27 protein-coding genes and 1 tRNA gene are annotated in these 22655 nt (G+C 69.9%); 15 read left to right on the top strand and 13 right to left on the bottom strand.

Annotated features, from left to right (window positions below; all coding sequences use genetic code 11):
- Positions 1-365 precede the first annotated feature (365 nt).
- On the top strand, positions 366-2081 hold the full coding sequence (locus ABFY07_RS04825) for a hypothetical protein (RefSeq protein WP_346173225.1): 1716 nt from the start codon (positions 366-368) through the stop codon (positions 2079-2081).
- Positions 2078-2602, top strand: a complete 525-nt coding sequence (locus tag ABFY07_RS04820) for a hypothetical protein (RefSeq protein WP_346173224.1) — start codon at positions 2078-2080, stop codon at positions 2600-2602. The genes ABFY07_RS04825 and ABFY07_RS04820 overlap by 4 nt, the downstream gene beginning before the upstream one ends.
- A gap of 22 nt (positions 2603-2624) precedes the next feature.
- Here the strand turns inward: ABFY07_RS04820 and ABFY07_RS04815 are convergent, their stop codons facing one another.
- Complete coding sequence (locus ABFY07_RS04815; RefSeq protein WP_346173223.1) at positions 2625-2840, bottom strand: cold-shock protein; 216 nt, start codon at positions 2838-2840, stop codon at positions 2625-2627.
- Positions 2841-3004: 164 nt separating this feature from the next.
- Between ABFY07_RS04815 and ABFY07_RS04810 the strand changes: the two genes are divergently transcribed.
- Positions 3005-3376 (top strand): DUF1330 domain-containing protein, encoded by a 372-nt coding sequence (locus ABFY07_RS04810; RefSeq protein ID WP_346173222.1) that lies wholly within the window; start codon positions 3005-3007, stop codon positions 3374-3376.
- Between the two features lie 187 nt (positions 3377-3563).
- Here ABFY07_RS04810 and ABFY07_RS04805 read toward each other — a convergent pair whose 3' ends face one another.
- Both ABFY07_RS04805 and ABFY07_RS04800 read right to left on the bottom strand, forming a co-directional pair.
- Positions 3564-4247: a class I SAM-dependent methyltransferase gene (locus ABFY07_RS04805; protein WP_346173435.1), complete on the bottom strand. Its 684-nt coding sequence runs from the start codon at positions 4245-4247 to the stop codon at positions 3564-3566.
- Positions 4248-4361: 114 nt separating this feature from the next.
- Entirely contained in the window at positions 4362-4727 is a 366-nt protein-coding gene (locus ABFY07_RS04800) for a MerR family transcriptional regulator (RefSeq protein ID WP_346173221.1), read from the bottom strand.
- Positions 4728-4851: 124 nt separating this feature from the next.
- On the opposite strand from ABFY07_RS04800, the gene ABFY07_RS04795 reads away from it, so the two are divergent.
- Positions 4852-5340 carry a hypothetical protein gene (locus tag ABFY07_RS04795; protein WP_346173220.1) on the top strand — a complete coding sequence of 163 codons (489 nt, stop codon included), beginning with the start codon at positions 4852-4854 and terminating at the stop codon, positions 5338-5340.
- A 16-nt stretch (positions 5341-5356) separates the two neighbouring features.
- Here ABFY07_RS04795 and ABFY07_RS04790 read toward each other — a convergent pair whose 3' ends face one another.
- Complete coding sequence (locus tag ABFY07_RS04790) at positions 5357-5755, bottom strand: WD40 repeat domain-containing protein (RefSeq protein WP_346173219.1); 399 nt, start codon at positions 5753-5755, stop codon at positions 5357-5359.
- Between the two features lie 59 nt (positions 5756-5814).
- On the bottom strand, positions 5815-6627 hold the full coding sequence (locus ABFY07_RS04785) for a serine/threonine-protein kinase (RefSeq protein ID WP_346173218.1): 813 nt from the start codon (positions 6625-6627) through the stop codon (positions 5815-5817).
- Between the two features lie 276 nt (positions 6628-6903).
- Between ABFY07_RS04785 and ABFY07_RS04780 the strand changes: the two genes are divergently transcribed.
- The 3 genes from ABFY07_RS04780 to ABFY07_RS04770 all read left to right on the top strand — a co-directional run bounded on the left by ABFY07_RS04780 (position 6904) and on the right by ABFY07_RS04770 (position 9154).
- Entirely contained in the window at positions 6904-7200 is a 297-nt protein-coding gene (locus tag ABFY07_RS04780; protein ID WP_065963398.1) for a GYD domain-containing protein, read from the top strand.
- Between the two features lie 136 nt (positions 7201-7336).
- Entirely contained in the window at positions 7337-8839 is a 1503-nt protein-coding gene (locus ABFY07_RS04775) for an FG-GAP-like repeat-containing protein (protein ID WP_346173217.1), read from the top strand.
- A gap of 147 nt (positions 8840-8986) precedes the next feature.
- Positions 8987-9154: a hypothetical protein gene (locus tag ABFY07_RS04770; protein WP_346173216.1), complete on the top strand. Its 168-nt coding sequence runs from the start codon at positions 8987-8989 to the stop codon at positions 9152-9154.
- A gap of 34 nt (positions 9155-9188) precedes the next feature.
- Here ABFY07_RS04770 and ABFY07_RS04765 read toward each other — a convergent pair whose 3' ends face one another.
- Positions 9189-9656, bottom strand: coding sequence for a MarR family winged helix-turn-helix transcriptional regulator (locus ABFY07_RS04765; RefSeq protein ID WP_346173215.1), 468 nt, complete (start codon positions 9654-9656; stop codon positions 9189-9191).
- A gap of 109 nt (positions 9657-9765) precedes the next feature.
- Between ABFY07_RS04765 and ABFY07_RS04760 the strand changes: the two genes are divergently transcribed.
- The 3 genes from ABFY07_RS04760 to ABFY07_RS04750 all read left to right on the top strand — a co-directional run bounded on the left by ABFY07_RS04760 (position 9766) and on the right by ABFY07_RS04750 (position 12125).
- The gene (locus ABFY07_RS04760; RefSeq protein ID WP_346173434.1) at positions 9766-10713 is read left to right on the top strand and encodes an LLM class flavin-dependent oxidoreductase; all 948 of its coding nucleotides are present in this window, start codon (positions 9766-9768) and stop codon (positions 10711-10713) included.
- Positions 10714-10790: 77 nt separating this feature from the next.
- The gene (locus ABFY07_RS04755; RefSeq protein WP_346173214.1) at positions 10791-11303 is read left to right on the top strand and encodes a 6TM ABC transporter family protein; all 513 of its coding nucleotides are present in this window, start codon (positions 10791-10793) and stop codon (positions 11301-11303) included.
- Between the two features lie 198 nt (positions 11304-11501).
- On the top strand, positions 11502-12125 hold the full coding sequence (locus ABFY07_RS04750; RefSeq protein WP_346173213.1) for a DUF4352 domain-containing protein: 624 nt from the start codon (positions 11502-11504) through the stop codon (positions 12123-12125).
- 570 nt (positions 12126-12695) lie between these two features.
- Here ABFY07_RS04750 and ABFY07_RS04745 read toward each other — a convergent pair.
- The 6 genes from ABFY07_RS04745 to ABFY07_RS04720 form a co-directional block, all read right to left on the bottom strand.
- Entirely contained in the window at positions 12696-13046 is a 351-nt protein-coding gene (locus ABFY07_RS04745) for a DUF6247 family protein (protein WP_346173212.1), read from the bottom strand.
- 343 nt (positions 13047-13389) lie between these two features.
- Positions 13390-13462, bottom strand: a tRNA-Arg gene (locus ABFY07_RS04740).
- 149 nt (positions 13463-13611) lie between these two features.
- Positions 13612-14280, bottom strand: a complete 669-nt coding sequence (locus ABFY07_RS04735; protein WP_346173211.1) for a hypothetical protein — start codon at positions 14278-14280, stop codon at positions 13612-13614.
- Positions 14208-16040, bottom strand: a complete 1833-nt coding sequence (locus ABFY07_RS04730; RefSeq protein WP_346173210.1) for a hypothetical protein — start codon at positions 16038-16040, stop codon at positions 14208-14210. The genes ABFY07_RS04735 and ABFY07_RS04730 overlap by 73 nt, the downstream gene beginning before the upstream one ends.
- Positions 16041-17428: 1388 nt before the next feature.
- Entirely contained in the window at positions 17429-17737 is a 309-nt protein-coding gene (locus tag ABFY07_RS04725; protein ID WP_346173209.1) for a hypothetical protein, read from the bottom strand.
- Positions 17738-17753: 16 nt separating this feature from the next.
- Entirely contained in the window at positions 17754-17912 is a 159-nt protein-coding gene (locus ABFY07_RS04720) for a hypothetical protein (RefSeq protein WP_346173208.1), read from the bottom strand.
- 545 nt (positions 17913-18457) lie between these two features.
- Here ABFY07_RS04720 and ABFY07_RS04715 point away from each other — a divergent pair.
- From ABFY07_RS04715 to ABFY07_RS04705, 3 genes are all read left to right on the top strand, one after another.
- Positions 18458-18781: a helix-turn-helix domain-containing protein gene (locus tag ABFY07_RS04715; protein ID WP_346173207.1), complete on the top strand. Its 324-nt coding sequence runs from the start codon at positions 18458-18460 to the stop codon at positions 18779-18781.
- A 91-nt stretch (positions 18782-18872) separates the two neighbouring features.
- The gene (locus ABFY07_RS04710; RefSeq protein WP_346173206.1) at positions 18873-19292 is read left to right on the top strand and encodes a hypothetical protein; all 420 of its coding nucleotides are present in this window, start codon (positions 18873-18875) and stop codon (positions 19290-19292) included.
- A gap of 162 nt (positions 19293-19454) precedes the next feature.
- Positions 19455-19814: a MerR family transcriptional regulator gene (locus tag ABFY07_RS04705; RefSeq protein ID WP_346173205.1), complete on the top strand. Its 360-nt coding sequence runs from the start codon at positions 19455-19457 to the stop codon at positions 19812-19814.
- A 63-nt stretch (positions 19815-19877) separates the two neighbouring features.
- On the opposite strand, the gene ABFY07_RS04700 is transcribed toward ABFY07_RS04705, so the two are convergent.
- Positions 19878-20882: a tyrosine-type recombinase/integrase gene (locus ABFY07_RS04700; RefSeq protein ID WP_346173204.1), complete on the bottom strand. Its 1005-nt coding sequence runs from the start codon at positions 20880-20882 to the stop codon at positions 19878-19880.
- A 326-nt stretch (positions 20883-21208) separates the two neighbouring features.
- Between ABFY07_RS04700 and ABFY07_RS04695 the strand changes: the two genes are divergently transcribed.
- Both ABFY07_RS04695 and ABFY07_RS04690 read left to right on the top strand, forming a co-directional pair.
- Positions 21209-21577, top strand: coding sequence for a PadR family transcriptional regulator (locus tag ABFY07_RS04695; protein ID WP_346173203.1), 369 nt, complete (start codon positions 21209-21211; stop codon positions 21575-21577).
- Positions 21574-22605, top strand: coding sequence for a hypothetical protein (locus ABFY07_RS04690; RefSeq protein ID WP_346173202.1), 1032 nt, complete (start codon positions 21574-21576; stop codon positions 22603-22605). The genes ABFY07_RS04695 and ABFY07_RS04690 overlap by 4 nt, the downstream gene beginning before the upstream one ends.
- Positions 22606-22655 lie beyond the last annotated feature (50 nt).

The following is a 22655-nucleotide window of genomic DNA, read 5'->3' as shown; positions in this document are numbered from 1 at the left end:
CCCCGTCCAATCGAAGCCTCCGCTTCCCCACGTCATCGAAATTTCATCCGCATTGCATCGCCTGCGGCGATGGTTGGCAAGACACGGTCGCCTCAGCCGAAATGACGTTCGTACGCGTCTCGTGACGCGGTGGAGAGGGGAAAGGCGTGACGGGGGAACAGCCTGCGCCGAATGACAATGCGCCGAGCGCTGACTGGCAGGCCCCTGGTGCCCCGCCCGACGCCCCGCCCGACGCCCCGCCCGGCGCCCCGCCCGGCGCCCCGCCTGGTGCCCCGCCCGGCGCCCCGCCCGGCGTCCCACCTGGCGTCCCACCTGCTGGCGCGCCGATCGCCGACGGGCAGGCCGCTGGCGCGCCGCCGGGGCCGGTGCGCCGCCGGAGGATGCTGCTGGCCGGGGCCGCCGCTGCCGTGGTGCTGGCCCTGCTGGCCGGGCTGCTGGTCTGGCTGGCCTCCTCGGACGGCGACGATCAGGGCAAGTCGGCTGCTCTTCAGCGGAACCGCGAGCCGTTCGTCAAGGCGTTGACCAACCTCGCGGCGGCCCGCGGACTGCACTACAAGGACACCGCGGCCGTCGGCATCACCGAACGGGACTTCACGGTCACCCAGTCCGGCGCGGTCTTCGGATCTATCGGCGACGGCGTGGAGAAGCTCGACAGGGACGTTCTCCGCGTCGGCGGAAAGACGTACACCCGGTGGAAGAAGGGCCGGGACTACGAGTGGGCGGACGGGGAGCGCAAGGACCCGGACGGCCCGGGCAGATGGACCATCGGGTCCCCGGGTGAGTCGTACACCCTCGATCCGGTGATGGCGCAGTACCTGCCCCCGACCGAGCTGGCGTTCAAGCTCTGGAACGCGCTGGATCAGCAAGACGAACTGCCCGACCCGAGCGACCCCGACTTGCCCTCGCTGACCGTGGGCGGCGTGCCCGTGCTGCGGGCCGATACGTCGGCGGGCCGCATCGTTGTCTCGAAGAACAAGCCCTACCGCGTGCTCCGCCTGGAGCCGTACGACCTGCGCCAGCAGATCAAGGACCAGCTCAAGCCGCGCGAGGAGGGCGAGCCGACGCCCTCCGTGCCTCCTCGGCTCACCATGGGCCCCTTGAAGGACGGCGACTCCGAGGGGATGGAACTGGCGCCGGTCCCCGAAGACCAGGCGGACACCATGTACGCCGAGCTGGAGAAATACGCCGAGCAGCTGAAGGGCGCGGTGGACGACGGCGTCGACTTCACCCTGGACGGCTCCGGCAAGCTGGACTGCGGACGCTCGGGATGCTCCGTCCGGCAGAAGTTCACCGGGAAGCTGTCCACCGAGGCCAAGACCCGCATCACCGGCGGCACCGTTTTCGCCACCCTGAGCGCGACCATCAGCATCGACGGTCAGCCCGCCGGCGGCTGCACGGTCCCCAGCCGCGCCTTCCCCATCACCGGCAACGGCGGCGTCTCCGGCACCCTGTCCTGCTCCGCCCCGGAGGCCGGCCCCGTCTTCGCGGCGGCCGACGCGAAGGCCAAGGCCCAAGCCGAACAGCAGGCCAAGGCGTCCGGCGGGCGGGCCACCGTCCGCTTCTACTCGCGGGCCGACACCCTCGTCGACGCCCGGGCGCTCGCTGTGGGCGAGGTGGACCGCATCGTCGATCAGGTGCGGCAGGAGCGCCGCGACGGTAAATGCCCAACCACGACCGGTGTGAAATCCGGGGTCCACACCTCCGCGGCCCCACTCACGGGCGCCCAGGGCCACCGCGCCTCCTACGCGCTGGCGACGAAGGCCTCCTCCGGCACTCAGGGCCAGAGCTGCCCCCTCGGGGAGGTGACCGGGCCCGGCGGAGAAAAACTTCCGCTGCCCAAGGGGGATTCCGGTACCCCGGTGGCAACGGGTAAAGGCTGGACCTACGATATTCCGGCCGGCACCAAGGGGCTGGATCCCCGGGTGGTGAAGGTACGGGTGATGGATCCGGTCACCACTGGTAAATACCAGTACCCCAAGGGTTATGTGGTCTACATGAACAAAGCAGGGCAGTCGGTCAATCCTCTGACGGGGCAGACCGTCAGCAAGGCGGACCCCTACAACCACATCCCGATTCCATGACTCTTTCCGATTCCATGGTCTCGGTCAACGACCTCGTGGAGTACAGGGTCCCTCCGGCTGGCTTTGACGCGGTCGAAGTGGATCCCCTGCGAGAGGCGGATGCCCTCGTGGAGGCGCAATTGCTCGACTCCCGGGTGTGCCCACTGACTTCGACGGCTGCTCTCCTCTTCGAGCTGCGCACTTCCTTGCAGTTCGACGTGGGGAATGCCGCGCTGCTGGTGGTGCGCGGTCTGCGCTCGTTCGGCTGGAGCACGCCCGCCGTGCCGGGTGCCCTCGCGGCGCTGACGGTCGTATCCAGCGTGCCCGACCGGCGCGACGATTCGTTTCGGATGAGATGTGAATTCTTCCCGGAGGCGCAGCTGGGAGTGGTGGGCGATCTGGCGGATTTCTACGTTCTCGACGCGGAGGGGGTCGGAGACGTGCCGCCCGACTATTCGGGCGCGGACCTGAAGCGTGTTCAAGGTGCCTTGCCGACCTGGTCCTCCCTGTGCAGCCTGCTTCAGGGATCCAGTTCGCGCTGAGTGGGCATCAGGCTGGAGCTGGTCAAGGCACGATGCGTACCGCCCGGTAGTCGTACCCGTCCTGCTGGAAGCCGGGCGCCTCCCATTCGAGACCGACCCGCTGCCCCGCCTCCAGGGAGCGGAACCCGTCCGCCTCGACGGCGCTGAAATGACCCCAGCAGCCACCCGGCGTCTCCGGGCAGTCGAGCACGCCCCAACCCTCTTCGTCATGCCACTCACGCACCGTCGCGTTCACCATGACCGGCAGCCTACCCAGGGCCAGGGCCCGCCGCCGGGGCCCGCCCCGCCCCTCTTCGGCGCCGTCGCCCGGGGTCGATTACCTGCCAGGTCATCGACCCCGGCGCGGCGGCGGGCAATGATCGTGGACGTACCGAGACCGATCGCCGCCACCCGGAGGACGCCATGCCCGCCTACGTCATCGCCCACCTCCAGGAGTCCGCTCCGCACCCGGACATCGCCGAGTACATCGAGCGCATCCCCGCCACCTTCGAGCCGTACGGCGGCCGCTTCCTCGTACACGCCACGCGGCACGAGGTGAAGGAGGGCCGCTGGCCCGGCTTCGTCGTGGTGATCGCCTTTCCCGGGGTGGCCGAGGCGCAGGCGTGGTGGGACTCGCCCGCGTACCAGGAGATCGCCCCGCTGCGCTCGCGGCACATCGAGGGCGACATCGTCCTGGTCGGAGGCGTCCCGGAGGACTACGACGCGACGGCGACGGGAAGGGCGATGCGGGAAGCGATGGAGGAGCCGGTGCGGGAGGCCCTGCCGGTCGGGTAGCCCTCCGGCAGCCTCGGAAGACGCCGGTGAGGGGGCAGGCCGGCGGGGAAGGGGGTGGCCCCGCGCGGAAGGACCAGGCCTGCGGGAAACGGCCGGCCCCGCGCGGAAGGGTCAGGCCGGCGGGAAGGGGTGGCCCCGCGCGGAAGTGTCAGGGCCCACGGGAGGTGGCAGCCGGCGGGGAAGGGGGTCAGCCCGCCGGGAGGGCGCCGCGCCCCGTCCCGCCGTCGGGCGGCGGCGGTTCCGCGACCCCGACGTAGTTCCCCGCCACGGGCCGGACGCGGACCGACCACCCCCGCGCCGCGAGGTCGCCCGTGAGGGCCCGGGCATCGTGGAACACCTTCACGATGCGGTACTCGCTGCCATCGCCGAGCCGGCGCAGGGCGGCCGGGGCGGGCAGGCCCGTGAGGACTTCCTCCTCCTCCGCGACGGCGGGGCCGTCGTCAATGAAGATCGCCTTGCCGCCCGGCGCCAACGCGGCGGCGACCGTGTTCCAGAAGCCGGGCAAGCGCCTCGGCGGCACGTGGGAGAGCCAGAAGGCGAAGAACACGGTGTCGTAGCGCCGTGGCGGCTGCCACTCGAACAGGTCGGCCTGAACGAACTCGACCGTGGGGGACGCGGCACGCACCCGAGCGAGCGCCAGCACCTCGCCCGCCACGTCCACCGCCGTCACCGAACGCGCCCGCGCCGCGAGCCTCGGTGTCCACTGGCCCGTACCGCAGGCCAGCTCCAACACGTCACCGCGAACCGGGAGTTCGTCGACGATGGCCAGCAACTCCCGCAGCTCCTCGCGCTCCGCGTACGGCCGGTCGTATTCGGCCGCGCCCGCCCTGTAGTAAGCCACTTGCTCTGCCAGGAGCGCGTCGTCATCCATGTGGGTCATGGGGGTCCCCCTCCTCGGAGCGGACTGATCACCCCGGACACTGTCGGCCCTCACCCTTGGGCAAGGTCAACAGCCACAAGAGCCGTAAGCGGTCGGGCGACACGCTCAGCCGGCCAGTTCGGCCGCCCGCAACGGACACCCCGTACCGACGCGCGCCTCGAGCTCGGCCCGCAGGGCGGCAAGCTGGGCCATGCGCGCGTCCACGATCCGGATCTTCTCCTCGAACAGCGAGGACAACGCCTCGGCGGTGTCCTCCGCGTCGCGCAGCTCCTCGCCGTGCTGTGCGATCTCGGCCAGCGAGAAGCCGAGCGTCTGCGCGGTGCGGACGTACTGCAGCCAGGCCACCGTCTCCGGCGGGAAGTCGCGATAGCCGTTGGCCAGCCGCTCGCCCGTGACGAGGCCGATCTTCTCGTAGAAGCGAATGGTGTCCTTGGTCATCCCCGCTCGCGCGGCCAGCTCTCCGATACGCATGACCCTCCGCCGGACCGGGACTGTGGACTTGACCTTGGACAGTACTCCACTGTTTAGCGTGGGGCGGTCGTTGCGTCGTTGCCGTAATCGCGTCGCTGCCGTGAGACCAACAGGAGTCCTCGCCGTGATCCGTCTTCTCGCCCCCGACCGCTCTGCCTACCTTCGCGTCGTACGCCTGAGTGCCTGGTACGACCTCGTCGTCACCGCCGGATTCGCGACGCCGTGGACGTACGCGCTGGTGCACGACGCGCTGTCCTCGCTGGGTGACGCGTCGGGGTTGGGGGCCATGCCCGCCCTCGACCCGATGCAGACCCTGTACGCGAATCTGATGGGGTCGGTCGTGGTCGTCTGGGCGCTGCTGCGGATCGTCAAGCCGCAGCCTGCGCACGGACTGTTCGACGGTGTCGCGCGCACCCTCTTCTCCGCCTGGCAGGCCTACGCGCTGGCCCACGGCGCCACCCGGCTGCTGTGGTTCTTCTTCGCTGTCGAGGTGTCGTTCGGTGTCGTTCAGCTTCTGCCCTGGTGGCGCGCTCGCCGTCCCCTCACCGCCACCCCGGCCGCCCCCGCCACCCCGGCCGCCGGGGGCCACCCGCTCGGCGCCGAGGCTCCGTAATGCCCGCGCCGTCGTCTTACGGGACCTTCCACAGCCGGGTCCTGCCGTCGTAGCTGACCGTGGCCGGATATCGCCCGTCCGAACGGAAGGCCAGGCCCGCCACGTTTTCGTTGCTGGTGCTGATCAGACGCGTGCGTTGCCGACGGTCGGCCACGTCCCACAGCCCAACCCGTTCACCGCTGCCGACGGCGAGTGTCGTGCCGTCCGGGCTGAACGCCACCGCCACCCCGTTACCCGCGTGTGCGAAGCGGGCGAGGGTGGCCACGGGCTTGATCGAGGACGGCGTGTCACGGTCGGCCGACTGCCCGGGAAGAAGGACGGCGATGAGGACGACGGCGAGGACGAGAAGCCCGACACCGGCCAGGAGGACGGACAGTCGCGGCGCGGGTGCCGTATGGGAATCCGGGCTGTTCAAGGGGCCCGGGCTGTCCGGGGCCGGCGACACCGCGGGACCGCCGGGGGCTGCCGGCGCGGTCAGGGCGTCGTGCAGGCCCGGCGCGGGGCTGACGACGGTCCGCTGACGACGGTCCGGACGGGCTCGGGGCAGTTGTCGAGGTCGGGAGCCTGCTCCAGGATCCGGTACGTCACGGCGTGGTGGCTGCCACCGCCGAAGGCGGGCCGTCCGGTGGCGGCGAAGCAGGCGACCACACCGAGGGCGAAGACATCGACGGCTTCGGTGACGGCCTGCCCCCTGATGTATTCGGGCGCCATGTACGCGGGGGTCCCGGTGAGCATCCCGGTGCCGGTCACCGATGTGACGTCCGCGGCCCGGGCGATGCCGAAGTCGATGACCTTGGGCCCTTCCGCGGTGAGGATGATGTTGGAGGGCTTGAGGTCGCGGTGGATCACGTCGGCGGCGTGGATGGACTGCAGCGCCTCGGCCACCCGGGCGATCAGCCCCACCGCGGCGTCGACCGGCAACGGCCCGCCTTCGGCCACCGCGTCGTGCAGAGACGGCCCGGGGACGTAAGCCGTGGCCAGCCAGGGCTCGTCGGCCCGCAGGTCCGCGTCCACCACCGGCACCGTATAGAGGCCCTGAACCCGCCGGGCCGCGGCCACCTCCTGCTCGAAGCGCTTGCGAAACGCTCTGTCGCCCGCGTACTCCCGGTGCACCACCTTGACCGCCACCGCGCTGCCGGCCGGAGTACGCCCCAGATAGACGCGGCCCATTCCGCCCGCGCCCAGCACCGCCTCCAGCCGGTACGGGCCCGCCTCCCCCGGATCACCGGCCCCGAGGGGGCGATGCGGCGGAGGGGCCGTCGGCCACTGCGGCCGGCCCCCTCCCACGGGCGGAACCGCGGGCGGAACCGCGGGCGGAACCGCGGGCGGACCATAGCCCGGTTGGGACATGCCGACTGTCACCCCTCGCTGGTCTGCCACCCACGGCGCTCCGAGCGAGCAGCGTAAACGACCCCGCCCCGCCCGAACACCCCCGCGCCGCACCCCCCGCTGCTCGTTACACCCGCTGCTCGTTCGGGCGCGCACCGAGTGCGGGTTCCACCCCGGCTGCCCAGGCTTGACCTCGGGATGTGTCTCCTCGTCTCCTCACGAAGGTGGAAGAACATGCCGACGTACGTCGCCCTGCTGAGCTGGACCGACCAAGGGGTCCGTAACTACAAGGACACCGCGAAGCGCGCCGAGAGCTTCGGCTCGGCGGTGAACAAGCTCGGGGCCGAGATCGTGAGCATCTACTGGACCATCGGCCCGTACGACCTCGTGACCGTCCTCGAGGCGCCCGACGACGAAACGGCCACGGCGGCACTCGTCCAGCTGGGCGGGGTGGGCAATGTCCGTTCCACGACGCTGCGGGCCTTCGACCGGGAGGAGATGGGGCGCATCATCGCCAAGGCGGCCGGCTGACAACTGACAGGTCTGTACGGCTGGTTACACAACAATGACATCCGGGCGTACAACCGGAGATCTGCCTTCCGAGTCGGAGTGTGTGGGGGACGCGGCGCGCGCCGCGTGGAACTCGACCACTCTGAGAGGCAGTTGTATGTCCCGAGCAGGACGCAGGACCCGTACCGCACGGCTGGGCTCGCCCCTGGCCGCCGCGGTGCTGCTCGCCGGAGGGCTCAGCGCCTGGGCCCTCACCGGAGCCCCGGCCCAGGCTGCCCCGGCCCAGGCCGCCTCGGCGTCGGTGGACGTCCAGGACGACTTCAACGGCGACGGCTACGCCGACCTCGTCATCGGAGCGCCGAACGCCACGGTGTCGGACAAGGCGAAGGCCGGCTATGTGGCCATCACGTACGGGTCGGCGAGCGGACTGTCCACCGCCAACAAGAAGATCGTGAGCCGGTCGACCAGCGGGATACCCGGCTCCGCGACCGCGGGCGAGCGCTTCGGAGTGAATGTCACCAAGGGCGACCTCGACGGCGACGGCTACGGCGACCTCGTCATCGCGGGCGGCGCCCAGGGCTCCGTCGTGCTGTGGGGCTCCGCCTCCGGGCTCACCGGCGGCACCAACCTCGCCGGGTACGGTCAGGCGCCGCAGGCCGGTGACTTCGACGGGGACGGCAAGACCGACCTCGCGCTGTTCGCCCACAACACCGTCTCGGGCGACGACCCGCCGAGCGCCAAGGCCGCCCTCTGGAAGGGCCCGATCTCCCGGACCGGCACGCCCGCCGCCGTGCTCAACATCCTCGACAAGTCCGAGTGGTGGGGCTACGAGGAGAGCGACGCCTCCTGCGCCACCGGCGGCGGCTGCGAGGACGGCCCCGACTCGATCACCGGGCCCATCCTCAACGGCCACGTCGGCGACATCAACGGCGACGGCAAGGACGACATCGTCCAGTGGATCTACACCGGCGACGGAACCTGGGGCAACCGGCTCCTGTACGGAGGCGCCTCGGGCTTCACCGAGGCCCGCGCCCCCGGCGACACGACGGGCGGCGCCGCGGGCACCGGCGTGGGCGATGTGAACGGTGACGGCTTCGACGACGTGGTGGTCGGCGTCGACGACTGGAACAACAAGGTCCGCGTCGCCTACGGCTCGGCCTCCGGCCTGTCCGACGCGAACACGAAGTCGTTCGACCAGGACCTGCCCGGCCTGTACGGCGCGGAGGAGGAGGGCGACGGCCTCGGCACGGCGGTCTCCGTGGACGACGTGAACGGCGACGGCTACGCCGACATCGCCCTCGGCATCCCCGGCGAGGACTTCAGCGGCCTCACCGACGCCGGCTCGTTCGCCCTGGTGCCCGGCAGCGCATCCGGCTTCACCGGCACGGGCAGCCAGGTCTTCCACCAGAACTCCGAGGGGGTCCCCGGAGTGGCCGAGTCGGGCGACAGGTTCGGCGCCACCACCGCCCTCCTCGACGTCAACGGAGACGGCCACCGCGACCTCGCCGTCGCCTCCACCGCCGAGAACGGCGACAACGGCGCGGTCTGGCTCCTCCGCGGCACCCCCACCGGCCTGACCACGACCTCCGCCCTGGCCTTCGGCCCCGACGACCTGTCGGCCCCCGCCACGAAGGCGCTCTTCGGAGCCACCCTGCGCTGACCGCCCGCGCGCAGCGACGGTAGCTGACCCAGCCCCCTCGCCTACGGACATCCGTAGGCGAGGGGGCTGCGACGTATCCGGTCGATTTATCCAGGAATATTTGCATTAGGGGCGGGGCGGAGTCAGAGTCGGGGGCAGGAGGCGACTATGGCTGTCCTCGCGATGTTTCTTCTCGCCCTCGGGATGATCTTGATCCTGGTCGGCGCGATCCTGGTTGTCATCGGGGCGGTCGTGATCCTCGCGGGGTTCACTCTCGTCGCCATCGCGGCCTTCTTGCTGATCCGGAGAGCGCTGAGGCGCCGACAGCGGGAATAGGCAAGCCCTGCCGATCAGCCCTGATCGGGGCTGATCAGGGGGATTCGGGGGATTCGGGGACGGTAGGGGCGCTGACGAGGGACCGCAGGGCGCGGACCAGGAGGGTGGCGTCCGAGTCGGAGAGCGGAGCGAGGAACCGGCGCTCCATCTCCTGACGGGCGACTTCGGCGTCGCGAAGCCGCTCCCGTCCGATCGGCGTCAGCCGCACGATGTTCTTGCGCCGATCCTGGGGACTGCGGCGCCGCTCGACCAGCTCCTTGCCCTCCAAGGCATCGACGAGAGCCACCATCGTCGTGCGGTCGACGCCCAGCTTGCCCGCCGCTTCCAGCTGGGACAGCTCGTCATCTGCGTCAAGCACGGCAAGAACCGCCAGTTCGCGGCCGTCGATCCCATGCGGCGCCAAGGCCCGCGCCGACTCCTCGCCCAACCGTAGATAGGCGTGCTTGAGCAGATAACCGAGGCGGGAGGAGAGGACCTCGGGCGGCGGCGCGTCGCGAGTCATGACCGCATGATACCGAGGGCTGATAGTCAGCAGCACTGACGATCAGCTACGGTGATGGTTGCGTCGCCATCACGGCGGCGCGCGTCGATGAGAAGGGCGCGTGGCACCCATGTCCGACCAGCACATTCCCGACCAGAACATCTCATCCGTCACCTTCGGAATCAAAACCACCCCGATGCGGGTCCCGTACGAGGACATCCTCCGCGTGTGGCAGGAAGCCGACGACCTGCCCGAGATCGCGGACGCCTGGCTGTGGGACCACCTCATGCCGATCGCCGGCCCGAAGCATGGACAGATCCTCGAGGGATGGACGCTGCTGAGCGCCCTGGCCGCCAAGACCCAGCGGCTACGCCTCGGCCTGCTCGTGACGAGCAATCGCATCCGGCCGCCCGCCGTCCTCGGCAAAATCGCCACCACCGTCGATGTGATCTCCGGCGGCCGCCTGATCATGGGCCTCGGCGTCGGCGGCACCGTACAACCCCCCGACGCGGGCGGCATCGCCGGCGAGAACCCGGCCGCCGCCGAGTACGCCGCCTACGGCCTCACCCTCGTCCCACCCGCCGAAGGCATCGCCCGCCTGGAGGAGACCATCGCCATCCTCCGCGGCATGTGGACCCAGGACGTCTTCGACTTCCACGGGCGCTACTACACCCTCACCGCCAACCACAACGAGCCGAAACCCGTCCAGCGCCCAGGACCACCCCTCCTGATCGGCGGCTGGGGAAACAGAACCCTCCGCCTCGTCGCCGAGCACGCCGACATCTGGAACATCCCCGGCCCGCCCCACAACACGCTGGACCGCATCACCGAGCGCAGCTCCGTCCTGGACACCCACTGCGCCGCCATCGGCCGCGACCCGCGGACCATCACCCGCTCCGTGCAGTACATCGTCTCCTACGACGCCCCGGCCGCCGACCGCAAAGCCCTCACGGAACTCATCGCCGCAGGCATGACACACATCGTGCTGAGCCTGCGCAGCCCCTACCCCCCACAGGTCGCGCGGTGGCTCACGGAGGAGATCATCACGCCCGTGCGCAGCGCGACCGGAGATCTCTGACGCCGGCCACACGAGCTGCCGGAGGCCGCCGTTAGGATTCGGGGAAAACAGGACAGGGCGGCGGACGGGGCCAGGGCATGCGCTACAAGAACGAAGCTGAGATCATGCAGGCGCTTGGGATCGATTCCTGGCGAAACCTCTCCAGAGACAAGATGATCAGGTTCGCGGCGATGATGCCCGACATGGACACTGAGGTGGCTCTCAAGATCGTCGAGCAGTTCCCCGTGTTCAAGGATTTCGCCAAGGATGCCGTGGACGCGATGGAGAAAGCGCACCAATCCACGCTCTCGGCCAACAAGCAAAGCCAGAAGCATGTCCATCGGGCCTTCCGGGAGATCAGGGAAATACTCAAGGGTGAACTCAGCAAGGACGACCTGAGTTGGGAAGAGAAGAAGTTCCTCATCGAGCAGATCCAGGAAACCGGAAGGCTGGAGTTCCAGAAGGACAGCGAGAACAAGAAGTTCTTGGACGCGGCGCTCAGGAAAGTGATGGTCGGCGCCGGCGCCGCAATCGGCCTGGCCGTTGTTTTTGTCGGCGGCAAGCTCATAGCCGAAAGCAAGGACGGTTCCGAAGAGGATCCGGACGCTTGACCTCGATTCACCAGCGGGGTCGCTGAGGCCGGCTGGCAGACCCCGCGACGGGGCAGCAGGAGGGCACTCCGATGTGCCCCGACGCCAGACGCGGCTTTCAGGTTGCTCCAACCCGCCAGATTTTTCGGATGCGGCGTACAACCATGCGACTCCTTCATGGGTCCTTCACACGCAAGCCACAGAACCCCTGGGGAGATCGTGTACCACCGCACCCGCATCAGGCTCGTCGCCACCGTCGCCGCCGCCGGCATCTGCGCGCTCGGCCTCACCGCCTGCGACTCCGGCGACTCCGGCGACACCGTCACCGACAAGCCCAAGGCCAAGGCGTCGGCCCCGGCATCGGCCGAAGCGACGACCGACGACAAGCCCGCCGCCAAGGAGCCCGCCGACCCCGCCACGCCCGACGTCGCCAAGGTCGGCGACACCATCGCGCTCAAGGGCCTGGAAGACGGCAGCAAGCTCGACGTCACCGTCGTCAAGGTCGCCGACCCGGCGAAGTCCAGCGACGAGTTCAGCACGCCCGGCTCCGGCAAGCGATTCGTCGGCGTCCAGTTCAAGCTGGTCAACACGGGCACCGCGGCGTACAGCGACAGCCCCGGAAACGGCGCCAAGGTCACCGACACCGACGGCCAGCAGTTCCAGCCCACCTTCGCCGACATCACCGCGGGCCCCTCCATGTCCAGCGACGTGCGGCTGAAGCCCGGCGCCAAGGCGTTGGGCTGGGTCGTGTTCGAGGTCCCCAAGGGCTCCAAGACGGACACCGTCCAGTTCGCCATGAACTCCGGCATGGCCAACCAAACCGGCGAATGGAAGCTGTCCTAACCCCAACCGACCACCCCGGCAACTTCCCCGCCGCCCCGACCTCGACAACCGCCCCCGCCCCCCCACCAGGGCCGGCGCCACGGCGGCGCCCTCCACGACGCCCCAAGAGCTGTCGAGCGGTCGAGCCATAAGGCCCCGGACCATGAGGTGCTTTCCAGGGGGCGTCGCAACACGTGATCACCGGCGTATACGACGAGCAGTGTAAGCAGCGGCCCGGCTGGGATGTCCCAGCCGGGCCGTTGTTGCATCGTCGGCGACGGGGTGGTGTTGCGCTTGGGTGGCGGCGGGCTGAGCAATTACCAGAAGTCACCGCCTGGCCGCGCCCCTCACCGCTGGGTGACCAGGTCAGAATGAGACCCATGAATGACGGATCGAGCTGGCCTGTGGACAAACTGACCGCGCTCCGTCTCGGCAGGAGGCTGATTGCGGAAGTCCCAGCATCGGGGCCAGGCCGCCGGGCATTTGTGGAGGTCCGCCCCAAGAAGAGCGATACCGACGATCAAGCGCAGGGCGAGGGCTGGGGTTCGCAGCGACGCTGAACGCAGCTTCCACCTTCGGCCCACGTATCGCTCACGCGGAGATCTCGCGGTGTGCCAGGTCCGTGATCTGTCGCATCTCGGCGAGCGCGGCGTGCACGGCCTCACGGTCGGTGGCCCGTTCCGCTTCGGCTTCCAGTTCGCGCAGGCGTGCGGCGCGGGCCGGGTAGCGCTGGATGGCGACAAATTCGCCCCACCACTGCAGGAAGGTGCGCAGTGGAGCGATCGTGCTCTGAGCAGCGGCTTGTTCAACGGCGCGGTCGAGGTGCTCGACGAAAGACGGCAGCTGGGCGGGGGCGATCTGGGCGACCGCGCGGAGCGCTGCCGGAGTGAGCGCCGGCATGGGGATCAAGGGCCCGTCGGGGGCAGAAGGCTGTTCGGTCATCGTTCAGACTCGTGGAGCACATTGTCCGCACGGGATCCTGGCCCGAGGACGCGCACTGGGCCGTCGATCGTTGAGCCAACGGCCTATCGCCAGGCCCGGAGGAGGGTGGCAGCGAGGTGGACTGGTCAGCCACGTCTCAAGCAGACCTGTACGTACCCTCGCTCGAAGCGTCCCCCGTACCGCCTCGGACGGCACAGGGTCGGCGCTGCCGTCATCGATCATCCAGGATTCAGTCATGAGCACGACGATCCCACGGACGAATCGGGGAGACGGTCCCTAGTCGTCCGAGACGACGAAGGGCCAGCCTGGGAGGACATGCCTCCTGTGCTGGCCTTCTTCTTTGTGCCCCCGGCAGGATTCGAACCTGCGACACCCGCTTTAGGAGAGCGGTGCTCTATCCCCTGAGCTACGGAGGCGGGGCCTTGCGTGAAACGTGGATGAATACTCTGAGTGATAATTCATCCGGTCTCAGCAAGTCTGGGGACCGCCGCGTGCGGCGGTCCCCAGACAGGGTAGCGGATGGGGGCGGGGTGGTGTGGGTGTGTGACTGGTGCCTCGGCTCAGTTCATGATCGGGACGGTTCTCGCTGATTGCGGCTGAGGTCTGCTGTCTCGGTGTGGGCGTCGGTGTAGGTGGGGTCTTCGTGGTAGCGGGCTGCGCTGGTGGCGTTCTGGGCGAGGAGGAAGCCGAGGACGACGAGGCTTTGGGCTTGGGCACCGAAGGCGATCATGCGGCGGTTCCACAGGGAGCGGTCGAGTTGGGAGAAGCCGGCTTCGGTGTCTTCGCGGCCGCCGTAGAGCGTTTGGTGGACAGCGGTGTTGTCGGGGATCTGGAGGAGGTTTTCGGCGCGGTGGAAGCCGGTCTCGGTGTCGCTTTGGCCTTGGCTCTGTCCTCCGATGGTGCTGGTGACGCCGACGGACTCGCGGTGTTCGTGGGGGCCGCGGGGGCAGGGGATGGCGAGCAGGTGGTACCAGCGGTGGGTGTGGGTGTTGGCGCGGCGTTCGAGTTTGTCGACGGGCAGGGGGATGAGGGTGCTGGTGCCGTCGTCGAGGAGGGCGAGTTCGTGGACGCGGCCGCTGTTGGACCACAGTTCGTGGCGGCAGTGTTTGAAGTCGAGGGTGCGGATGTAGCGGGGGCTGGTGCCTTTGTGCTGCTTGTTGATCAGTAGGCGGCCGCGGCGGGCGATGACGTCGCGGTGCATGCCGCGCAGGGCGCCGTCGTAGAGGACGCCCATGCAGCCGTCGGCGGCGTCCAGGATGGCGCAGGCGAGGTCGAGGGCGACGGCGGCCTCGCCGCCGGGCTGGTCTTCGGTGTCCGTGTCGGTGTCGGTGTTGGTGTCTGTTGCTGTTCCGGCCGGTGCTGTGGTCTGCGTGTTGTTGCCGGTGCGGTCGGCGCCGCCTTCTTTCTGCCAGGAGGAGGCAGGGTCGACGCGATGGCGGCGGATTCGCCGGTGGTGGCATCGACGCTGTAGGGGGTGGTGGACAGGGTGGGGGATTTGGTGACGGTGCCGTCGCCGGCGATGAGTTGGTGGCGCTGCGGGCTGCTCCAGGAGCGCCTGGCGTCGGCGGAAAGCAGGCCCTGGCGCAGTGCCTGGGCGAGGGCGAGGTCGGCGAAGGTTTCGCCCAGTTCTTCCAGGTGGGGGATGAGGAGGGTGCGCTGGGCGTGCTGCCACTGGTGGCGGGAGGGCCCGGTCTCGGGGAGGCGGGCGGCTTCGTCGGTGCCCAGGTGGTGGGCGACGCTGTTGCGGATCGTCGTCCACACGCTCGGGTCCTGGAGGTCGCCGGCGCAGTAGCGGGCGGAGCCGTGGATGCCGCGCAGGGCGAGGAAGAGGAGGTAGATGTAGGGCGGGTAGTGGGGCGGGCGCCCGCGGCGGGGGCCGGGATCCGGGGCGAGGACGGAGGCGATGCGGTAGAGGTCCTCGAAGCGGGCCACGTCGGTGATGCGCTGGGAGACGGTGCGCAGATCGGCCTCGCTGGCGCGGCGTGCGGTCTTCTTGCGGGCCTTGGGCGGCAGACGGTCGCCGAAAAGGTCATCGGGCATCGCTGTCGCCCCCATCCAGAACTGCGCTGTGTGTCGTCTCGGTATGCCACTGGTAGCCGATGAGGGCTGCGGTGCTGTCGAGGGAGGCCATGCCCAGGTGGCGGGCTGCGGCCTCGATACGGCGGTGGCGTGGAAGGTCTCCCAGCCTGCGTAGGCGGTGATCGAGGCGGGCCGCACTGCCGCATCGGCGCTGAGGCCGATGCGTTTGAGCAGGTCGCGCAGGGCGACGCAGACCCGGGCCTGGATCTGTTCGTCGGTGCCGTTGCGTGAGGAGACGGCCAGCCGGAGCCGGTGCGGGTCCTCTTCGGGCGGTCTTGTGGCGTGGATGTGGTGGGCGCGGGCGGCCAGTACCTGGGCGCCCCACGTGTCCAGCGGGCACCAGCGCGGCCGTGTCTTGGCCGAGCCGTGCATCCACACCCGCGCGCAGGCCAGGTCGAGGTCGCGGGGGTGGATGTGGCCGATCTCGCCGCTGAAACCGCCCGCCAGGGCCAGGGCGGCCGCGGCGGCGTGGCGGGTGGGGCGGTCGGTGAACTGGGCCGCGCGGCGCAGTTCGACCGCCTCGGCCTCGTCCAGCGGGCGGGTGGCGCCGCACAGGCGCGGGGGCAGGTCGATGTCGCGGGTCGGGTCGGTGTCGGTCAGGGCGAGGCGACGCGCGGTGGTGAAACACATCCGCAGCACGCTGCGGCGCAGATGCCGGGTGGACAGCGAAGCCGGGGCGATGTGCCCGTGGCGGGTGCGGCCGTGCGCATCGATGAACTGCGCGGCGATGGCGGCATCGACATCGGTGAGCAGTTTTGCGCCGCGGACCGCGGCGAACGCCTCGAAGCGGCCGAGCAGCTGACCGAACCGGCTCAGCGTCTGCTCGGACATCTCGCCGCGCCCTACCAGTGCCTGCCAGGCGGTCAGGACGGCCGTGATGGCGGTGGCGAGCGTGATCTCACCGGCCACGAGCATCCGCCGATACGGCAGAAGGGCCCGCCTGGTGCGGTGGCGGGGCGAGTGGACGGGCGAGGTCTGGCATGGGGTGACCTCCACAGGTGTGGTGCGTACATGCACCAAAATGGGGAGGCCGGGAACCCTCGGCAACAGGAGCGGGCCGTACCGGTGACGGGTGCACCCGTTCGGGGTGCGGATTGATGTGCTGTCAGGAGGCTGGGCAAACTGGGCTGGCGTACATGCGGGTTGGTTCCCTTCGGGGGCCGGCTGTCATGCTGATCGTTGTGTGGTGGATGGCGAGGGGATCGAACCCTCCGCGGGCAGGATCCAGAGCCGGCCGCGAGCACCAGCCGCCACCCCGGGGCGCCGGTCCGCCTGGGCCGGCGCCCTGCCTGAGCGGGTGTCAGGCGGTCGGTGCCAGGGCGCCGCGCAGGGTTTGCAGGATGCCTTCGAGGAAGGCCGTGTAGCGGGCGTCGGGCAGCGCCTGGATCTCCGGGCGGGACATGCCGAGCAGGAGAGCGGCGCTTGCGGCGCTGTGGCTTGCGGTGTCCGCGGTGCCGTCGGGGTCCCCGGTCTGCTCGTTGTGCTCTTCCGCCCTCCTCCTCGTCCTTGGGGCCCGGTGCCTTCGGAGGCGGAGGGGCGTCCGGGGATAGCAGGCGGGCTTGGAGCCGCTCGGGGTCACGCTCCACGATCAAAGCGATGTCCAGCCACTCGACCATGTACTGACCGCGCATCGCCACCCCGGGCAGGCCTGTACGCAGCAAGCGGGCCAGCTCCTCCTGCGGCAGAGGACCGCCGGCCAGATGTTCGGCCGCCGCGGCCGCTGCCCAGTGCGCCCCGACAAGCGGACGCAGCACCAGCCGCGCCTGCGCCCGGTCGCACTGCCACGCCTCGGCGACCGCGCGGCCCCGCTCGGTGATCGCGTACTGGCCCCGGCCGGCCTCGACCAGCCCCACGTCCGCCAGGAACGTCATGCAGTCGCCGACGGTGGCCACGCCGAGGCTCATGTGCTGCGCCAGTGCCGTCCGCTGCACCGGGGCGGTGCCGGTATCGAGGTCGGCAAGCCCGAGGAGGATGTTGATCTGCTGGCGGGGATTCGCCCGGTAGCTGGGCAGCGTGCGGCGCGCAGACGCAGAACCCGCGCGCCGCTTGCCGCGCTTTGTAGCCGTGCGAGGGCCCGCGTTCCGGCCGGTGCCGGAATTTGCGCGTTGAGAGGAAGAATAAGACACATTGAGCCCATTCCCGGCCCACTTGGGGCCGAATTCTTGTGGGCTCTCACATCCACGCCGAAAGGCGCTTAGAATCAAGGTGATGCGTGAGCCCAGAAAACCGCGTATCCCCGTGCCGCCGACTGTTCCTCGGCGGCACGCACGCGTGTGCGGGTAATTTCGGCGTGAGCGGCGGCGTTACGCATCACCGCCCGCGGCCGTCGGTGCGAGTGCGTAGCGCCCCCGTGCAACCGAAATCAGCGTCCCCTTGCTGACCATGCGGCTCAACTCCCGCGCCAGACTGCCGGGTTCGATGTCCGGGCGGGTGGCCTTGATGTGCTGGATGATCTCTGCCCGGGCGGCGCGTCGGCGGGGGCGGAGGAAAGCAAGCACTTCCTGGGCGATCGTGGGCGGCTGCCCCGTCGGGGCGCCTGCGGTGCGGGCCCCGTCCGGTGCCGTGGTCCGGCCGTCTGTCGTCGTGGGCAGCAGTTCCTCGGCGCCGCGCACGACGCGCTGCGAGACCTCAGCCCGTGTGCTCGCCGAGGCGAACGCCGAGCGGGCTGCCGGTCAGTTCCGCCTCGGCCCGGGTGAGGCGGTCCTTCGCCGCGGATAGCTGTGCCGCGTCGTGGGTGGCCAAAGACCTCAGTTCACCAAGGACGGCAAGGGCCCGATATGACTTCATGGAAGGACCTCCCCTCAGGTATCCCGGTTCCAGCTCATCGCTGATGAGCGTGTCCAGCCGCTTCTCAGTCCAGTAGATCTTCTCTCAGGAATCCCCCGTCAACGCCACAGCCGGTGCGGCAAAACCGCGTCGAACGCAATCCGAAAAGGAACAGGTAGTCCCGCACGGGAAAACTGCATTCCGCGCGGCACGCATCCTCTGGCCTGGCTTTTCTTCCGATGGCCTCAGTTACTCACTGTCAGTGTGGCGGGCGCGGGAAACGCAGGGGGCGCACGGGAGTGAAACGGCGCCCGCGCAAGTGGGGGGGAAGCCTGGCCGGTTCCCGCATGCCCAGCGGCAACGCCCCAAGCCCCGCGAGCCCGTGTGGCGTGGGCGGAAAGGGCCGGGGCGGGGCACCGCAGTGCGGATGGGATTGCACCGACACACTGAAGGGTATCGATGCAAGAGCCGAAGTTGGTGTATGTATGCACCAGCGCCCCGGTGGGTGGCTGCCGGGGTGCAAGGAGGAGGATCGGCGGATGGCGGGTGCGTGGGATGATCCGGGCATGCCCCGGAGCAGTAACGACAAGGTGCCGCGCGACTATGTCGTCGATGATGCCTGGCCGCATGCCGCTCTCGCGCCCGATGCACCGGTCAGTGCCCACTACGGCCAGGCACTCGCCCGCAACCTGGAGAACGCCCTCTCCGTCAGCGGGCACAGCCTGCGGACTCTTGCCGAGGTGACAGGGGTCAACCACTCCACCATCAGCCGTGTCATCAACGGCAAGGTGATGCCCGACCTGGGCACGCTGGCCCGGTTGGAGGCCGCTTTCGGCTTCCAGGTCTGGCCCGGGCCCGGAGCCCTGCCTCCGCCTTCCCCCGCCGGGTAGGGTGCGGACCGCCGTGCCGCATCCCCCGCCTGGACGCGCGCGGCGCCGCGTCCGCCCTTACGCTCACCTCATGTGCATGTATGCACCTGTCGTGGGTGATGTTCTCCTTGCCTGCTTCGACCGGCGGCACCCGGTTGCCCTGCTCCGCCGAGGGACTGTGGAGGCTGGCCGGCTGTGGGCCCTGCCGTCCGCGCGGCGCGGGAAGGGCGAGCCGTACCGGCTGGCCGCGCGGCGCCTTGCCCGCATGATGGCTCCTGCGGGAACCATCCGCCTCGGCGCGGTCACCGGCCGCATCCCAGGCCCTGCCCTTGGCAACTCGCTCAGGCGAGGGCACAGCGAGCGCCGCATCTTCACCGGGCATGTCACCTCGCCGGGCGCTCTGTCCGGCGCCGATGTGCCGCTTGTCTGGCTCCCGTACGCCCAAGTTGCCGTGCGCGTAGGCGGCTTGGGCGTCGCGGATCTGGGTCTGTTCCTTCAGGGGTATGTGGGCGGCTGGATCACCCTGGAGTAGTGCCGCATGCGAGGAAGCCTGTGCGCCCGCCGTCATTCCGCACTGGCTATGTTCACGGGGTCCGGTTCTGGCAAGGGCGGCTGAGTCGGAGCCCGAGGGGCGGGCGGCAGTCCTGTGCCGCCCTTGACCTTCGAGCCGGGTCGAAGGTTTACCGTCGCTGGTATGAGCGCGATGCGGATCTCCCAGCTGGTCCAACGCAGTGGCGTCCCGGCCACCACCCTGCGCTTTTATGAGGGTGCCGGTCTGCTGTCCGCCGACCGCACCCCGTCCGGGTATCGCGTCTACGGCGAGGACGCGGTCGACCGGCTGGCGTTCATAGGGGCCGCCAAGCATCTGGGTCTGCCGCTGGAGGAGATCGGCGAGTTGCTCACCGTGTGGGAGGCGGGGGCCTGCGTGGAGGTGAAGGCCGACCTGCGGCCGCGGATCGCCGCCCGCCTCAAGGAGGTCGAGCAGCGCCTGGCAGAGCTGACTGCGTTCACCACGTCGCTGCACTCTGCCCTGGAGGGGGTGACGCCGAGGTGAGCCCAGAAGCCGCCAATAGTTGATCTTGGAGCCTCTGGCGGGCAGCCGCCGAGGCAACCCGGTTCAACCCCGTCTGCGGGCAGCAGGGTCTCGCTCGGCGACGTGTCGGGCGACTGTGTCGACGCCAGGGCGGGCGTACCGCTCCAGGGAGCGGACAGAAGCGTGGCGGGAGCGGGCCAGCAGCATCGGGGTGGAGGTGCCACCCTCCGCGTCGTGTGTGAGCGCGGAGTGCCGCAGGCGGTGCAGGGTCCAGCCGTTCAGGTCCTCGATGTCCTCGGGCGAGGCGAGCGGGTTGGCCAGCAGCCGGGTGTTCTCCTCAAAGATCTCCTCAGCCCGGCGGTAGGAGAGCCGGGCCCGGCCGGCCTCCGGGCACACGTCGAGCGTTGGCTTCCCGGCCGGGGCCTTGCGGTCGGTGAGGAACAGCGGGCCGCGGGTGCGGCGGGCGATGAGGCGGGGCAGGAGCTGGGCGGTGCCGGACTGCCAGTGAATCCATTCGGTCGCCCCGCCCTTGGCGGTGATCTTCCCGCGTCTGTCCTGCGGGTGCAGGTCTTCCACGTTCAGGCACAGCACCTCGCCGGCCCGTGCGGCGCTTTCGTGAAGGAGCTTCCAGAACGTCTTCTCCCGCAGGCCGACGTCCAGGCGCCACAGCGCGGCGATCTGGTTCTCTGCGAGGGCCTTGGTGCGGTCGGGCGGTACCGGTCGCCGCTCGATGCCGATCGTCGGGTCGCCGACGATCCAGCCCTGGCGCTGCCACCAGCCGATGGCCTTGCGTGCGATGGACAGTTCCCGGTTGACGGTGTCGGAGTCCATCTCGTCCGCCCGTGCCGCCGCCAGTTCGGCCAGGGCCTCCGGCAGCGCGGGGTCGTCGATGGCGGTGACGGGGAAGACGGGCGGCTTCGCGCCCCGGCGGGCGGGTCCGGTGGGCGCGGGTTTGCCGGCGAGCATCCACCCCCACGTGGTCAGCGAGATCCGGTAGATCCGGGCGGAAGACTTCGCGATGCCCGCGCTGGTGAGGTACCGCTCGACCGCCGCGGTGTACGAAGACGGCGGGGCGGACAGAGGCGCCACCCGGGCGCGCGGTAGCCGCAACGCGCCCCCGCTCCCGAGTTCGGTCACCGGTCGATCGCCATGTCCGCTCCGCCCTTCCGGCGCTACTGCCGCAGTAAATGCGTACACCTCACCTGGCGGCCGGAATGGCCCGCCGCAGGTCGCGATGATCATGGTAGAGGCCCTGCCGCAGTAAATCCGGTATTTACTGCGGCACCACCCTAGGGGGCCACCAGGCGATGTAAGTCTCGTCGGTGCTTGCGCTTCATCCCCCTCCTCCCCACATATTCTTGACGTTCGACTATTGTAAATTTCAGACTAGTCGCGATCTTAGGGAGGGTCGATGCATGGGCGACATCCAGCCCGCATGGCTCCGCGCCGTCCTGCCGCTGTGCCTTCTGGCCACGCTGGAGCGCGGAGAGAGTTACGGATACGCGCTGCTCCAGCAGATCGAGGAATCGGGACTCGGCACGGTCAAGGGCGCCGTGCTGTACCCGGCACTGACGCGGCTCGCCGACGACGGCGCGGTCGAGGTCCGATGGGCCCCCGGAGAGGGCGGCCCCGGCCGGAAGTACTACCGGCTGACCGATACGGGGCGGGGCCGACTGGCACGGGAGCGCCAGGCATGGCAGGAGTTCCGCACGGCGGTCGACACGACGGCGGCGTTCCCGGCCGACCCCACCGCCAGACCTCACGAACAGGAGAAAGACCGTTGACGAAGACCGCCGCCGGGACCCGACCGGGTCACAGCGACCGGGACGCCTGGGCCGACAAGCTGGAACTGGACCTCACCCTCGTGCACAGCGTGCCGCGCGAGCTGGTGAACCGTGTGCTGGCGGAGGTCGCCGAGGCGGTTACCGAGACGGGACAGCCCGCGGAGGAACTCTTCGGCCCCGCCGAGGAGTACGCCACTGCGGTGGCCACCGAACGGGTCGACGCCGGGCTCCGCAGCACACGCGACTTCGAGGGCAGGACATCGGCCACGCATTTCCGACAGGGCATGGTGGCCGGAGGCATCGCCGTCCTGATCATGGCCGTGGTGGGAACGTTCAACAGTGAGGAACTGTCCGGCGCCTCAACTCTCCTCCTGTCCCTCTCCACGTCCGTGTTCGTGGCCGTCGGCTTCGCGGTCTTCCCCGCCCTGCGCGCGGCGGGGCGGGCCCGGGCCGCCTGGCTCTACGGCGCCATCGCCGGCGTCATCGCCGCGGTCGGCGTCTACCTCGCGGTTCTCCCCGCGATCCGGGACGCGCACTCCTTCCCGTTCCCCCCGATCGCGGCAGCAGGATGCGGGGTACTGCTCGGCGCCCTTGGACTGGCCATACCCGCACGGGCGGTGAACCGGTGGTTCTCCCCCGGCGAGGGCCGACGGCTCGATGATGAGCAATGGCTGCGCCGACTGGGCGAGTTGCTGTACGGGCGGCACGGCCTCCCCCTGCGCACCGCACAGCGGCACGTGACCGAGGCACGGGAGCACCTGGCGGCCACCGGGCGCGCCGCACAGCAGGAACTCGGCCAGGTGGAGGTCTATGCCATGGACCTGACCGACGGCCCGGGCCGGGCCGTCCAGCGGGTCCGCCACCAGTTCCTCGGTTCCCTTTCCAGCATGGCCGTCTTTGCGGTGCTGTTCACCCTCACACTGATGGACTCGGACAGCAGTGGTGCGGCGCTCTGGGTTCACGTGGTGCTTTTCGTCTGCTCCGGCGCCACGGCTGTCACCTTTCTCCGGAAGATGAGGGTCCGGTGAACCACGTCTGCCCACACTGACCGGCCTCACCACGTGAGGCCCCACGTCCG

This window comes from Streptomyces sparsogenes subsp. cuspidosporus (genome assembly GCF_039532705.1).
In the GTDB taxonomy this organism is placed as follows: domain Bacteria; phylum Actinomycetota; class Actinomycetes; order Streptomycetales; family Streptomycetaceae; genus Streptomyces; species Streptomyces sparsogenes.
The sequence above is the reverse complement of the archived record's forward strand: the minus strand, read 5'-3'. Positions and strand labels throughout refer to the sequence as shown.